Source organism: Nocardioides sp. Z40_12 (assembly GCF_058215795.1).
Genome location: NZ_JBZAJA010000006.1, coordinates 172780 through 186300, shown reverse-complemented (window position 1 = coordinate 186300; position 13521 = coordinate 172780). Strand labels below are relative to the sequence as shown.

The 13521-nt window shown below is 66.5% G+C and carries 15 protein-coding genes and 1 tRNA gene; 2 read left to right on the top strand and 14 right to left on the bottom strand.

From position 1 onward, the window contains the following. The first annotated feature begins 20 nt into the window (after positions 1–20). The gene (locus tag AC4BG9_RS13100) at positions 21–539 is read left to right on the top strand and encodes a PGPGW domain-containing protein (protein ID WP_490571545.1); all 519 of its coding nucleotides are present in this window, start codon (positions 21–23) and stop codon (positions 537–539) included. A 57-nt stretch (positions 540–596) separates the two neighbouring features. Beyond that, positions 597–671, top strand: a tRNA-Val gene (locus AC4BG9_RS13095). Between the two features lie 88 nt (positions 672–759). Here AC4BG9_RS13095 and AC4BG9_RS13090 read toward each other — a convergent pair. The 14 genes from AC4BG9_RS13090 to AC4BG9_RS13025 all read right to left on the bottom strand — a co-directional run bounded on the left by AC4BG9_RS13090 (position 760) and on the right by AC4BG9_RS13025 (position 13461). Further along, complete coding sequence (locus tag AC4BG9_RS13090; protein WP_490571544.1) at positions 760–957, bottom strand: helix-turn-helix domain-containing protein; 198 nt, start codon at positions 955–957, stop codon at positions 760–762. Between the two features lie 112 nt (positions 958–1069). Next, positions 1070–2383: a hypothetical protein gene (locus tag AC4BG9_RS13085; protein ID WP_490571543.1), complete on the bottom strand. Its 1314-nt coding sequence runs from the start codon at positions 2381–2383 to the stop codon at positions 1070–1072. Beyond that, positions 2383–2682, bottom strand: coding sequence for a hypothetical protein (locus tag AC4BG9_RS13080; RefSeq protein WP_490571542.1), 300 nt, complete (start codon positions 2680–2682; stop codon positions 2383–2385). The genes AC4BG9_RS13085 and AC4BG9_RS13080 overlap by 1 nt, the downstream gene beginning before the upstream one ends. A gap of 117 nt (positions 2683–2799) precedes the next feature. Beyond that, on the bottom strand, positions 2800–3333 hold the full coding sequence (locus AC4BG9_RS13075; protein ID WP_490571541.1) for a hypothetical protein: 534 nt from the start codon (positions 3331–3333) through the stop codon (positions 2800–2802). A gap of 15 nt (positions 3334–3348) precedes the next feature. Continuing rightward, positions 3349–3771, bottom strand: coding sequence for a single-stranded DNA-binding protein (locus AC4BG9_RS13070; protein WP_490571540.1), 423 nt, complete (start codon positions 3769–3771; stop codon positions 3349–3351). Between the two features lie 240 nt (positions 3772–4011). Continuing rightward, positions 4012–4998, bottom strand: a complete 987-nt coding sequence (locus tag AC4BG9_RS13065; protein ID WP_490571539.1) for a hypothetical protein — start codon at positions 4996–4998, stop codon at positions 4012–4014. Between the two features lie 112 nt (positions 4999–5110). After that, entirely contained in the window at positions 5111–6829 is a 1719-nt protein-coding gene (locus tag AC4BG9_RS13060; RefSeq protein WP_490571538.1) for a type IV secretory system conjugative DNA transfer family protein, read from the bottom strand. After that, entirely contained in the window at positions 6826–7293 is a 468-nt protein-coding gene (locus tag AC4BG9_RS13055; RefSeq protein WP_490571537.1) for a hypothetical protein, read from the bottom strand. The genes AC4BG9_RS13060 and AC4BG9_RS13055 overlap by 4 nt, the downstream gene beginning before the upstream one ends. After that, positions 7290–8369, bottom strand: a complete 1080-nt coding sequence (locus AC4BG9_RS13050) for an ArdC-like ssDNA-binding domain-containing protein (protein ID WP_490571536.1) — start codon at positions 8367–8369, stop codon at positions 7290–7292. The genes AC4BG9_RS13055 and AC4BG9_RS13050 overlap by 4 nt, the downstream gene beginning before the upstream one ends. After that, positions 8366–9535 (bottom strand): ATP-binding protein, encoded by a 1170-nt coding sequence (locus AC4BG9_RS13045; RefSeq protein WP_490571535.1) that lies wholly within the window; start codon positions 9533–9535, stop codon positions 8366–8368. Before AC4BG9_RS13045 ends, AC4BG9_RS13050 begins: the two co-directional genes overlap by 4 nt. A 326-nt stretch (positions 9536–9861) precedes the next feature. Next, positions 9862–10161 (bottom strand): hypothetical protein, encoded by a 300-nt coding sequence (locus AC4BG9_RS13040; protein ID WP_490571534.1) that lies wholly within the window; start codon positions 10159–10161, stop codon positions 9862–9864. Positions 10162–11540: 1379 nt separating this feature from the next. Beyond that, entirely contained in the window at positions 11541–12575 is a 1035-nt protein-coding gene (locus tag AC4BG9_RS13035; protein ID WP_490571533.1) for an SCO6880 family protein, read from the bottom strand. A 26-nt stretch (positions 12576–12601) separates the two neighbouring features. Continuing rightward, positions 12602–12985, bottom strand: coding sequence for an SCO6880 family protein (locus tag AC4BG9_RS13030; protein ID WP_490571532.1), 384 nt, complete (start codon positions 12983–12985; stop codon positions 12602–12604). 173 nt (positions 12986–13158) lie between these two features. Beyond that, on the bottom strand, positions 13159–13461 hold the full coding sequence (locus AC4BG9_RS13025) for a DUF6112 family protein (RefSeq protein ID WP_490571531.1): 303 nt from the start codon (positions 13459–13461) through the stop codon (positions 13159–13161). Positions 13462–13521 lie beyond the last annotated feature (60 nt).

Here is a 13521-nt window from a genome sequence, read left to right as displayed (position 1 = left end):
CACCCGTTAGGCTCATCGCCGTGAGCGAAGAGCTGTCCAAGGGTCCCGCCGCTGATGTCTTCGCGCGCGAGGGCGTCGACGACGGCGTCCACGCCCCAGAGCTCGACTACGGGCCGCACTGGCTGCGACGGCTCCACGCCCGCGCCCACGCCAACCCGGTCACCGGGCTGATCACCAAGATGGTGGTCACGTGCGTCGGCACCGTGGTGATCGTCGCCGGGCTGGTGATGATGATCGCCCCCGGTCCGGGCATCGTGGCCATCATCCTCGGCTTCGTCATCCTCTCCACCGAGTGGGACTGGGCCGACCGGGTCGTCGATCGACTGCGCGACTACGCGCACCGTGCAACCGAGAAGGCGCGCCAGATGGACCCCGCGGTCAGGCGTCGCCGGATCGGCCTCGCGGTGCTGGGCGCCGTCACGGTGGCGGGTGCGGTGTCGGCCTACCTCGGCACCTACGGGTGGCCCCACTTCGCGGTCGACGGGTGGGACGAGGTCCAGGGCCTGTTCGGCGTCGTGCCCGAGCTTCCCGGCATGTGACCCGGCCCGGATGTGAGTCCGCCGCTGCCATGCGCTAGTGTTTCCGCCGCACCACGCGGGCGATTGGCGCAGTGGTAGCGCGCTTCGTTCACACCGAAGAGGTCACTGGTTCGAACCCAGTATCGCCCACCACCCTAAACCGCCTCTGACCTGCGAAAACAGGCCTCAGAGGCGGTTCCGCAATTCGGCGTTCGTGTCCACTACGTGTCCATAGATCCCGTCAGGACCCGACCGTGGGGATGCGTCGGATGGTGGTTTCGAGCTCGTCGAGACGCACTCGGATCTGTTTCCGGCCGCACCGGTAGCCGGGCAGGCTGCCCTCGCTGATCCGCCGTCTGATGGTCTTGACGGAGACCGCGAGCATGTCTGCCGCCTCCTCCAGGGTGAGGTAGGTGGGGAGGCCCGTCTTGCGTGTCATCGCCTGCTCCTCGGTTCGTAGGGGTCTGTCCGGTGTCGTGTCTTCGGGTGGGTGCCCGCGTCCTGTGCTGTCAGGTGCGCGGCGGTTGCCATGCGGCACCGCACCGCTGTGGTCAGATCTGAGGGGCACCCGGACGCGGTCTGGTGCGGGGGCGGTGGAGCACCGCGGAGTTGAGCTCGACGCGGGTCGTTCCCGGAGTGGCCGTGGGCACCGGTTCCCGTGGCCGGAGACGGTCGCGAACCGTGCGGATGACCTCCAGGTCCACAGCTCTGGCGACCGGGACGAACCGCTCCCGGACGGGGTGGACCATCTGACCACTGCCGGCCACCAGCCGGGGGAGCGTGACGCGTTGGGCGAGCGCGCCGCACTCGACCCCGTCCTCGATGACGTCGGCGATGCGATGGTCGAGCCGGGTGAAGAGCAGTTGGAAGCCGCCCAGGACACGAGGTTCGACGATCGTGTCCGGCGGGACGCCACGCATGCGGGCCACGGCAATGGCGCCTTCGGCAGCGGCCTGGCCACCTCTACCCAGCACGCCGGCAATGTCGCGGAGCTGCCGCTGGACGAGGGCGTAAGTACCGGCACGCTCGGTCCAACGTGCCGCCAGCCGCTCGTCGATCCGCGCGGCGAACGGGACCAGGTGTGCCGAAAGAAGACGCTGGGAGTCGACGACGAGACGGAGGTTCGTCGCGTTGGGGACGGTCCGCATCCGGATTACGAGGTTGTGCTGCGCCTGGAGGACGCCGAGGATCCCAGGCCGAGCGGGACCGGCCATGAGCTTCGACTTCGGTCGCCAGCCCACGTGGTCGACCGCGTAGTCGGGCTGTCCGAGGCTGACGTCGAGCGCCGCCGCGAGCGCCGCCCAACCGAGGCGGGCGTTCTGTGCCAGAGGTTCCCAACCGGGGGTGTTCTTGTAGCGACGATCCAGGACGACGAGGGCCTGGGTCAGCGCGGCAACGTCGCCGACCAGCGCCTGCGCCTGGGCCGCGGTCATTCGCCCAGCGAAGGGCTCCGCGGTGTCGTGCTCCGCGAGAGCCGCGGCCCGTGCGGCAAGTCGCCACTGCTCGACCAGGGGATTGGCATGTCGCGAAGACAGGGCTGCGGAAGACGCGCGTTGGGCCGTCGAGTCGGACGTGGCACTCGCGATGGCGTCGGCGAGTTCGTCGGCCACAGGGGGCCCGGAGTCCGCCGTTCCGACCGCGTGGAAAGGATTGGGTTGTGCCCTCGGCATGTTGGAGAAGGCCAGGGGCCTGGACGCCTGCATGGCCTGGCCCATCCACACGAGGACCGTCTGGCGGTACTGGCGGACCAGCAGTCCGAGTTCCTCGCGCGTCTCCTGCGTCTGGCCGAGCTTCTGCTGCACCCGGTGTTGCCGCAGGAGCGCGGCGAACGCCTGGCGCATCTCCGCGCCGGTCTCGCCGTACATCACATGCCGTCCGGTGTGTCTGCGTCCTCGAGCATCGCGAGGAGCAACTCGAGGCGCAGCGGATCCACGCCGTACTGCTCGAGCCCCTCGAGCCCGGACGTCAGCCGGGCGATCTGGCACGCCCGATCCTCGACGTGCTCGGTTTTGCCGACGGCCGGGCACTCATCGCCGTAGACACGGTCCAGCTCGATCAGGGCGCGCTCAAAGGCCGACGAGGCCTCTGGTGTGGGGGCGCGGTCGGCGAGCGTGGCGATGAGTGAGCGGGTCTCGGCGAGAGCGGTCGCGTGGGGGAGAAGCATCGCCGGCCTTTCCTGAGTCGATGGGTTAACGGTCTTCCCGCGTGGCCTGTTCGGCGAGAACGAGGAGCGGGCCTGTGGACGGTGCAGCGTGGATCGGCCCTGTGGGAAGACGTCGGTTCAGTCAGCGCGTGACCGCTCGGCCAGGACTTCGAGTCGGCGACGCCGCATGACGTCGTCGCAGACGAACTCCTCGAAGTGGCGGTCGCGGTCCGCGATCTTGACTTCGGCTGCCTGGGGGGCCGACGGTTCGCCGGGCCAGGACGTAATCCGGGTCGGGCGGTCTCGGTCAAGGCGAGTGCCGGAGACAGCGACCCAGTCCCGCAGTCGGTGCTTGGCGTCCTCGAAGTCCCGCCGCCAAGCCATCGGAGCCGAGGGCGAGGCGGTTTGGTGGTAGCAGCTCAGCCAGTGCGTGTGGAGTGCAGACAGCTCCCAGACGAGCTCGTCGTGGAGGTAATAGAACGGCGGCACGATCGAGGGTGGCAGGCCATGGCTGGTCTTGAGCCACTTCACCCAGCGGTCGAGGTCGTGCCACTCGTACTGCGCCTCGTCCGCGGTAAGTAGGTTCCAGTTGATCGGACCGGGCAGGTCATCGTGAAGGAAGTCGGCTTCGCCGGGCTGGCCCGGCTCGTCGTATCCGGTGTAGAGGTCCATAGCCGCCGCACTTGCTCACAGGCCGATGGTCGGACTGGACCGCTCGGGAGTCACCTTCTCCGCGGGCGTCGCGAGGGTCAGCGATCGGCGCTGAACCTCGTACGCCGTCCTGTTGACGTTGTGGCCGATCTTCCGCGCGACGAACTCCTCCTTCACCACGCTGGGCTCGTGCCCCTCGACCTCGTACTTGTGGACGTAGCCACTTGCGACGAACGAGTCGCCTTTGCGGAACCGGGCGTACACCTCGCGTGCGGTGGCCTCGAACGCGACCATGTCGTGGAAGGTCGGCTCCTGCCTGGTGAACCTGCCGTCGACCTCCTTGCGCCAATGCTCGACTCCCACCCGGACGCGTAGGTACTCGGCGCCCGCCGACGTGAAGTGGAGGTCGGGTTCGCTGGCGATGAAGCCGGTCAGACTCATCTGGATGGGAATGGACATCGTGACTCCTTGGACCGCTCGCTTCCGGAGTGGGAAGTGATTTACGAGAAGGTGCACGCTGCGTGACGATGGCCATGATCTGGAACTAGGTGTCAGTCTGGTGAGTCAGGCGCGGCACGGACTAGGTCGTACCAGCCCAACCTCTGCCGAAGTAGAGGGGACTGTTGGCCCTAGTTGTGCCTAGTTCTGGTGTTAGTCGAGATTCGGAGCCGCGACTCCCAGCAATGAAGGGGTCGTCGGCTAAACTGAGTTAACATCCTTCGTGATTGAGATTCTCTCTTCCTCTGTCAAGCCATTCCACCAGACCGGATCCGCGTACCAATCGAGCGTTCCGTGTCGGATCCATGCTTCGAGAGATGAGTCTAGTTTGGACGGGGAAAGCCATTGTGCAACGTAGTAATCGAGGACGGGTTCATAGCCGGGTTCGATTGCAAGCATGACTCGCGAGTGTTCTTGGTTGGGTACAAGTGCTATGAGCAAAAGGGGCAAATCTTGTATTTGCAACTCAACGGCGGCGTGGAAGAAATAGGGCTTCCGGTCGATGTCCTGGGCGAAGATGCCACGCGACAAGGGCTGACATTTCCGATTCCCGAGAGCTGCAGACTCCAGCCGTTCCGCCAGAGGCCGTAGGCGAGCGATCATTTCCCTCTGCAGGGCTGCGTATTCCCCGAAGGTCTCTCCTAGCTCTGGGTTGAAAGTCATACGCGCAGCGCCTCTGTAGGCTCGGGCGGCCTCCCCAATGTCTTCAGAGAGTCGGTGGAGCTGATCGGCAAAATCGTGTCTATTTTGTGCTTGCCAGAGTTCGCGGTGTCCTGCTCGCATCAACTGCAGAGCATCGTCACGGTCGTCCTCGAACCTCACCCGCGTTTCGAACGGGAACTTATTCTCGTCACGCTGGCAGTAACCGGGGAATATTGAAAGGCCAGTTACGGCAGAGCGAACTAGCTCGAAGCCCTTCGCCACACCTTTCCACTTTGGAGTCATCGCTTCCGAGCCAAACTGGCCCGCAATCGCGGCGTCCTGAATGGTGTGCGAATTGCGAATGCTGTCATTGTCGCACCCTGGAAAGAGGCAGTTCTGAGGCTCTTCCCATTTTGCGGGAATTCGCTTCATATCTTGGAGTTGTTGATCCAGGATGCTGACGTCGATGTGGGGTCGGAGTTCGTCAATGGCAGCCGCGAAGGCTTGCAGCGTTAAATGGGGATGAATGTCGGGCACGACTAACACATACCAGATGTATGACCCGGCGTTATAAGCGCGTACGCCGCACCGGTCACGGCGCCTCGGTCCTGAGTGCGTAACCACCACACTTGGTCCCAGGGTCCTGTGTGCGTCGCGCCTAGCGGCGCGAGCGCCAAGGACGGAGGCCTATGACGATGGGTGCGGTGCTCCGCTGGAGTACCAAGCCGGTGCCGAACGGCAGCGTGCGTATGCGCTCTGGCGGCAGCACGAGTCGGCGTCGGCTCGACCGCTGCGTGGAGCGAGCGCCGTACTCGTTGATCGTCATGCTCTCGGTGAACTCGTCCCGCTCGCCGATCAGGACCGACAACTCTTGTAGATCCTTCGAGGAGGAGGCACCGCCCAGGATCACTTTGACGATTGCTGCGTCCCAGATCGTGCTGGCGGCATGGTCGCCCCACTTCGCTCGCGCCTGCGAGAGCGACTGGAGGACGGGCATCGTCGTGATGCCGGTGCCACCACCTTCGGCCATCAGTACCGGTAGGGAGGGCAGTGGAGCAAGGTTTCCGATCTCGTCGAGTGCGAGCAGGAGCGGCGGGTCGAGCCGCGCCCCCGGCGACGAGGCGGCTAGATGTCGTGCCGTCTCTGTCAGGTCCTCCATGAACGCGGCGACGAGTGGCCAAGCGGCACCCGCGCCAGCTCCCGTAGCAAGGAGGTAGAGCGTCCCGTTGTGGGTCAGAAAGTCCGTGGGATCGAACTCTTCTCCGAGTGCGGGGCTGACTGCGTTGAGGACCTGGGGGTCGGCAAGGGATGCCATGGCCTGTGAGACGGCCATCCAGATGGAGTCACGGGTTCGCGGGTCGGAGGTGATCATGCCTTGGAGCGAGTCGGCCCAGCCGGGCGCGGCACCGCCATGGCTGGCGAGGATCCCGACTGCGTCCATCGCGGCGTTCGCCGACAGGGACCACTCGAATAGCACCCGTGTCGAGAGCCGCTCGAGGGCGGCTGCGTGGAGCAACGCCTGGAGGACGGCCCGGGCGCGACCTTCCCAGAACCCGCCTGACTCGGTCCCTCCAGCCGAGAGCCCGGTCGACGACGCCAAGCCCGTGGCCCTGATCATCGCCGTCAGCGGGTCCTCGCAGCCGCGAATGGGAGACCAGCGGACTCCGGCGTCTTGCACTGCGCTGATGCCGGTCGTGAGGCGTTGCGGGTCGAAGACGGCTACGGGTCCGCGGGCCCGTCGAGCATGGATAGTGGCAGTGACATTGTCGGGTCGGGTTGAGGTGGTCACCACGGCGCCGGGTGCATCGAGGATTGCGTTGATGACCAGGTGAAGCCCTTTGCCGGATCGTGGCGGACCGAGGACGAGGATCGAGTCTTCGACGGACGCCCAGACGCCGCGACCGTGACTCCTGCCGAGCAGGTAGCCCACGTCGCAGGCGGTGGCGCGCTTGAGTGAGGGGCGCAGCGTGCTGGCCCGACGGAGCAACGCCTTCTCGGAAGCTGTGGCCTCGATGTCCCTTCGGGTCGCGGTGCCTTCGATGCACTGCGGGTCGTGGGCGGACCGGTGTCGAGCGCGTGCGATGAGCGTCCATACGCCCCAGGCGACGCTGAGGAACAGCGAGACCAGGACCAGGAGGCTGACCCAGAACGCCGTTGCTGACAGGCGATCGGTGCCGAGCGCCGTACCCGGGGAGGTGGGTCGAGCGAGTACGCGCAGACCGGCTGCTACGCCGTTGGCGGGCTGCTCCGCGCTGGTCAGGAACGCTGCGACGGAACCCGCGGCGCGCAGGAGGAGCGCGAGCAGGAAGGCGCCGCAGATCGCGATGAGCGCGGCGTTGGTCAGTTCGTTGTCGACGGACCGTCCGCGCGCGTTCACGCCGGTTGCTCGATCTCGGTCACCGCTGCGGACGTCATCCCGATCAGGACGAGTCTGCTTCCGCGCTTGGACAGAAGCGCGGGCGGGAGGTTCACGGCTGCTTGCCCGTCGGCGCCTGCCGTCTCGGTGCAGAGGACGTAGGCGACTGCGACCTGTTCACCGGGACGGAAGCCCCTGCCGGTGATTCCCGACGAAGGCCGGGGGTGTGCGTGGTCGTCCGCTGACATGGTGTCGGGCGCGGACGGTGGAGTGGCGATGTCGGCGTAGGTCGCGCCGTCGGCTTCACGGATCTCGACGCGTACGGCAGTTCCGGCTTCGCTGGTGATCTGGTCCAGCACGGCGCTGAGGTCGGCCCGTGCGAGCGCCCGTCCCACGTCGTACGGCGTGCCGTCGACGTCGACCTGCAGGTGTCCGTCCTCGCCGACTCGAACATGGACGGTGCTGAGCACGACGGGAATCTTCATCGCTCGAGCACCGGCCCGTCGGTCCGTGCACTGGTCGCGACAGGCGCTGCCGTGACGCGGCGGCTCAACGCCTCTCGGTCCAGGCCCGGAGGGGTGCCGTCGCCGACCTTCTGCGTGTCGAGCTTGTCCAAGATTCCGACCGCTGCGCCCCTGACGCGCTCCGCCGTCGACTGCACGACCTCGACGGGCGTCTTCCCGGGGACGCTCGCGGCCCACGTCGAGACATAGGGGATGGTGTACGCCGAGGTGTCGAGTCCATGAGTCGCGCCGACCATCAGCGCAATCGATTCAGCCTCGACCTCGGCGATGCCACGGTGCATGGTCGCGTCGGCGGCGAGGTCGGTCGACGCGGCGTTTTCGCGGGGGGCATGGAGCAGGACGTGGCCCAGTTCGTGAGCCAGCGTCTTCACCTGGGCCGCGTCGTCCATGTCCGCTCGGACCGAGACCTCGCGGGCGAGGAAGTCGGTCAGGCCGTTGGCTCCACCGATCGCTGCGGCGGAGGAGACCAACCGGAGCTCGAACCCGCGGGCGGTGATCTGGTCCGCGAGGCCATCCCAGAGACCGGCGGGAGCCTCACCGCGCAGCAAGTCGGGGCGGGGGAGTTCCGGAACGGGGTCGCCCGTCGTCTGGGACACGTCCCACACATGGGTGGGCTTGAGACCGATGAGCTTCGACTTCACGGTCTCGCCGAACTCAGGCCGCTCGCCACGTGCGAGCCGGTGCCATGACCCGGGGTCTGCTGGGTTCGGCGAGGCGAACCGGGCGGTGACTGGCGCCAGGATCGCGTACCCGTGCTGGCCCTTCACCACCTGACGTCCCAGCGTTAGCCACTGGTGAAAGCCGGCGACGTACGTCGGAGTCGCTTGCGGGACGCGCTTCTCCTGGTACGCCGCGTAGTGCTGGGCGTAGATCAGCATGGTGTTGTTGAAGCTGCGTGACCGGAACGCGGCGGCGAACGTCAGCGCTCGCTTCCAGTCCTCGCCGGTGACCAGCGCGGCGACCGACTCCGACAGGGTCTGCTGCAGGGCTTCGAGCTTGGCTTCGCGAGATGTTCGTGCACGAACCTGTGTGCTCATGACGTCGTGCCTCCTGTCATGCGGCCGGTGGTGTCGAAAAGTTCGAGCTCGGCGGGATGCAGTTGGTGCTGCACGACGAAGGAGCGGTGCTTGATCCGCCACAGCCCCTGGCCGGTGCCGAGCGTGGGGATGAGCGCCTGCTCGGTGCCCGTGAGACCGAGCGCGGCCGCGGTGGGGCCGAGCTGGTCGGACTCCTGGCGGTAGACAACACGGGTCTCGGCGTTGGCCAGCAGGGAGGAGGCGAGGGCACGCATGGCGGACCCGGAGTCGCCGACGTTGTCCAGATCTGAGAGCTTGTGGAAGATCAGCATGTTGGCAATCCCGTAGTGCCGTGCGAGCCGCCAGTGGGCATCCATCCGGCGCAGGAGCGCGGGGTGCGACATCAGGCGCCAGGCCTCGTCGTACACGACCCATCGTTGGCCGCCGGCCGGGTCCATGAGCGCTGACTCCATCCAGGCCGAGGCGCAGGTCATGAGGACGGAGATGAGGGTGGCGTTCTCGGTCACGCGCGACAGGTCGAGGGAGATCATCGGCAGGGACGGGTCGAACGACACCGTGGAGGGGCCGTCGAATAGCCCGGCCAGGTCGCCCGCCACCAGTCGGCGCAGTGCGTGGCCGGGCAGCCTTCCGTCCTCGCCAAGTCGTCCGTCCTGGTCGTCGGCTCGGTCGGGCGCGAGCAGTCGGTCGACGACCATCGGGAGCACCGGTACGTCGGCGCCTCGCACCGTGCGGTCCAGCGCCACGTCGACGGCGGTGTGCTCGAGGGGTGTGAGGCGTCGATCGAGGACGGTCTCGGCTAGGGAGCCGATCAGGTCGCGGCGTCGGCTGGTCACCTGGCTGAACCATTGGGCGTCGTCGAGTCCGGCCGGACGGATCCCCTCGTCGAGCGGGTTGAGCCGGTTCGGCATGCCGTGACCGAGGGCAATGGCCTTGCCGCCCACGGCTTCGGCGACGGGCGTGTGCTCGCCCTTGGGGTCGCCGGGCACGTAGACGCGGCGGCCGAAGGGAATGGAACGTGCGTAGAGGCTCTTGGCGAGGCTCGACTTGCCGGCGCCCACGATCCCGGCCAGGACCAGGTTCGGCGCGGTGATCATGCCGCGGGCGTAGAGGACCCACGGGTCGTAGACGAAGGAGGATCCTGAGTGGAGGTCCTGACCGATGAACACGCCCTCGCTGCCGAGTCCACCTTCAGCGAGGAACGGGTAGGCGCCGGCGAGGGTTGCGGAGGTGTCCTGATGGCGCGGGAGCCGGAACCGTCCAGGGGTTCGCAGGGCGGCGGGTCCGGGCTCACCGGAGCGGGGGAGTAGCTCAGTTGAGCGCTTCTCGGCTGCGAGCTCGGCTACCTTCTGCTGTGCGGACGACCGTCGCGCTTTACGGTCCTCGGCGATGAGAGCGCGTGCTGAGCCCTTGCGGAGCCTTCGGTCAGCCCGCTTCTCACGCCCCGGAGACACGAGCACGGTCGAATGGAGACGGTGGTCGTCGAGATGGTTCGTCACAGCGACAGCCCGGGGTCGTTCGCCTGTCGCGGGACGGCCGCGAGGGCGGAGGAGACGCGGACGTCGTAGGCGATGGTCGCCTCCACCTCGTGGGCTCTGGCGACACTGTGCGCGACATGATGAATAATCTCGGCTGCGCGGTGCAGTTCCCACGAGACTTGGTACGACGCGGCACGTCCGATGCGCGCGTCACCGGCCACCCAGGCCTGCGCACCGAGCGGTCCGTCATGGAACTCGGCGATCTGGTGCAGCGACTGCGCTAACGAGGCGAGACCGCTCGTGAGCTCCCCCAGCACGGGGTGGATCCCGGTCGGGTCCTGTACGTGGCGGGTGGCGTGAGCCAACTGTCGGAGAGCCTCCCGCGCCTCGTCAGCGTGAACGCGAGAGTGGTCGAACGTCGCGATGGCTTCCTCCTCGACGAGTGCTTCATCGGAGAGGTGCGTCGCTTGTGCCCAGGGGGCGCCCTGGGCACAAGCAGGCGGGGTCGCCACGCATCCGTGACAGGCCCGCATGCCGCAGATTCGCGCATGAGCTCTTCAGTGCGCGTTTGTAGAAGCGTGCCCTAAGGGTGTGCAAACGTGCGAAGTTGGGCGGATGAAGTCCTACGCGGTGGTTCTTGCTGCAGTCCCCCTAGTGCTCTCTGCCTGTGGCGAAACAGAGTCATACAAGGACTGGTCGAACGAGCAGTGCGAAGCTGCCCGCATGGTGGCGATGGGAGACGGACCGGAGGCCGAAGACGCCGCGGTGGATCTGGCCGTACATTGCTAAGTTCGCAAGTGTTAAACATTGGGGCTGCGCCGGTCTGAGAAGCTTGACGTTGCGGTCGGGCGAGTTCCCATATGTGCGTTGCAAACACAAATCACCCCAATCGGCAAAGACTGGAGTGTCATTCCTCAGGGAATTCCAGTTCGTGCTCTTTCCAGGTCAGTTCCGACGTGTCGGAAATGACGAATTCGCTAGCACTTGGGTCGTCCCCAATTGCTCGAGGGTCCTCGAATGGCTCGTTTCGCCAGTCGAACCGCACGCCGGCCTCAGTCCAACCACCTTGGCCCTTCGTGCCTGCATTTAGGAAGTCAGAACCAGCCCTTTTGTCTCCCGGACCAATGCCGCTGCTAAGACCCAACACGTCGCGAATGCAAGATAGGGGCGAAGGCATGTATCCCACCACATCGTGCACCAAAATCTCCCCGCCGTAGAACTCGATTTGATCGCCACCTTGGTCGCTGCAGCGATCGAATACGTACTCAAGACGCAGCCTATCAATTGACGAATCGACGGATCCGTCCTTGTCTTGACTGCACGAGGATAAGAGTGGAACCAGTACGGCCAATGCGGCGATTGCTGACTTGGTACACCTGAGTGGCATCCGTGATCCGTTCTGCGATGTCGTGTGGCTAAAGGATACGCCCGCTGGGGTGGTCAACGTCGCGCTTCGAGAAGCATGGGGTCCATCAGGTCGGCTCATACGGCAACGACTTCCTCCTTCCAGGCCAAGAGCTCCTTGGGCTGCAACGTGAGGAATGGCTTTCCATCCAGAGGGCAGACGACGTCATCGTGAAGCGCAGCGGCTAACTCCGAGCCTCCCGAAGCCTCGACCGCGATTGTTTCCCCTAGGCGACGCCGAGAGGATTTGAAGGCGTGGCGTTTGGCCGACCGTGTTTGGTCGAGCCAGCCGTCAAACCGATCTACCAAGGGGCAGGGCCGCGACCGTAAACCCTTGAGCCTGTTGTCCCCACAGTCGCCGCGTCTCGCAAGATGCTTGAATCGCGGCTTGCTCGATCGCGGCGACCCCCTGTTCAAGCTCGTCGGGGTCGGTAGCGCTGACGGCCACGAGTCCTGTGCAGCGGAGAACTCCGTGGCCGGCCGTGAGGTCAGCTTCCTGCTGGAGGACGTCCTGGTACTCCGCCGATTGCTGGGCGTCCTCGATCTGCCCGATGCGTTGCCGCTGCGCGGCGTCGGAGATGTACTCGGTCTTCTTCTTGCGAATGTCCCTGGCGGCGCGGTCTGTTCGCAGCGGCGTGTAGAGGAGCGTGAAGGTCCGCCGGATCCCAGACGACAGCAGGACAGGGGCCAGGAATCCTGGGAACACGAGGGCTCGTGGCCACTCGCTGACCCAAAGCACGCAGTGGTGTGCGGAGTCGCTGCGCAGGCTTCCCCAGGACACGGTCACGGCGACGGGTCCGGCAATGGCGAGGTCGCGACCCAGGCCACCGTGGCGGTCGAGTGCCCCGGCGACGGCTGGGTCGTAGGCCGAACGCAGGATCAGGGCTAGGTCGCCCGGGGAGAGCCATTCGCCGGGGGAGAGGTCCGCAGACCGGAGGGCGGCGAGCAGAGTGGCCATCTCCTGGCGGAGCACTGCGGCTGCGCCCTTCATGCCTCCGCCGGCGGCGCGAGAGGCGCGGCTCGCGGCCTTCATGTCCAGCGAGATCGAGATGGTGCTGGCGTGCCGTTCGCCGGTGGGTCCGGCTCGGTCGATCAGCTCGGCGTACGTCGTCGATGCCCAGGTCGAGTTGTGTGCCGTGGCTGTCCCACCACTGCGCGAGTCCCTTGCCGGAGTCGGGCAGGGTGCGCTCGATGACTTGGACGGACGCGATGCGCACGGAGCGGCAGACTGTCGCCAGGACCGCCCCCAGGAGACGACGCGGCGTTCCGGCTCGGCGGGATCCAGCAGCATGAAGGCCGGGTGCGCCACGCCGATGATCGCGGTCAAGGTCGCCGCGTGGGGGTCGTGGACCATCACGCTCCGGTCTCTGGGTCGACCCACTGACGGAGAGCGGCGTTCCCAGGGAGAGCAAGGGTTCCGGTGGGGCGTGGGCGGATGACACGGCGGCGGTAGATCAGCTGTCCGCCGGCGGTTCGCCATACCCAACGTGCTCCGATGGGGGTCCACTCGATGAGCTTGCGGCCACCGACGCCGACGAACGCCAAGACGACTGCCACCGCGATCACGGGGAGGGCCAGGACGACGACGCCGGCGTACAGCCCCAGGATGAGGCTGGCGGCGCCGAGACCGACCACCACCAACTGCCGACTGGAGCGCCCGAGGAGCACGCCTCGTCGATTCAGTCGGGAGAACTTCACCGGCGTTAGCCGCGACTCGGCAGTGGGACTGGCGCTCATGAACTCACCTCTTCTGCGCGGAGGTCGAGAGCTGTGAATCGGCGACACCTGGTGGTGTGGATTCGGGTGGGGCCGCGTGGTTGTGATCGGTCTGCGTCTTCGCTTGGGCGGCGACGAAGTTGCCGAGCGGGGTCCTGCAGCAGCAGGCGGCTTGAGCACGGCCGTTCCAGCAGCTACTCCTGCTGCCGCGGACCCGACCGTTGCGCCCATGCCGCCGGCGCCCCAGGACCCAGATGCCCCGCTACTCGGACCCACACCACCCCGGCGTCGCAGGCATCGTGCCAACTGCCCGAGTTGGAGGGGACGGCCCACGTGGTGGCCGAGATGACGAGCATGAGGACGGCGACGATCAGGGCGTAGGTCGGCAGGGCGACGACGGTCCGAGGTTGCTTGCCGTGCCGACGGCTCCGAAGGCGGGCCCGACGGCAGCGAGAAGGAGGCGTACTGTTCGCATGCTCGTCAGGTAGGAGGGACACGGCAAGCGGTCTTCGTCGTGTAGAAGCTACGCATCTTGGCGTAACAGCCACTAACGCCGT

Coding starts and splice junctions, on each gene's coding strand:
- AC4BG9_RS13055 (WP_490571537.1), bottom strand. CDS start 7,293: ATGAAGATTCCCGTCGTGCTCAGCACCGTCCATGTTCGAGTCGGCGAG.
- AC4BG9_RS13090 (WP_490571544.1), bottom strand. CDS start 957: ATGACACGCAAGACGGGCCTCCCCACCTACCTCACCCTGGAGGAGGCG.
- AC4BG9_RS13070 (WP_490571540.1), bottom strand. CDS start 3,771: ATGTCCATTCCCATCCAGATGAGTCTGACCGGCTTCATCGCCAGCGAA.
- AC4BG9_RS13030 (WP_490571532.1), bottom strand. CDS start 12,985: ATGAGCGCCAGTCCCACTGCCGAGTCGCGGCTAACGCCGGTGAAGTTC.
- AC4BG9_RS13050 (WP_490571536.1), bottom strand. CDS start 8,369: ATGAGCACACAGGTTCGTGCACGAACATCTCGCGAAGCCAAGCTCGAA.
- AC4BG9_RS13075 (WP_490571541.1), bottom strand. CDS start 3,333: ATGGACCTCTACACCGGATACGACGAGCCGGGCCAGCCCGGCGAAGCC.
- AC4BG9_RS13080 (WP_490571542.1), bottom strand. CDS start 2,682: ATGCTTCTCCCCCACGCGACCGCTCTCGCCGAGACCCGCTCACTCATC.
- AC4BG9_RS13085 (WP_490571543.1), bottom strand. CDS start 2,383: ATGTACGGCGAGACCGGCGCGGAGATGCGCCAGGCGTTCGCCGCGCTC.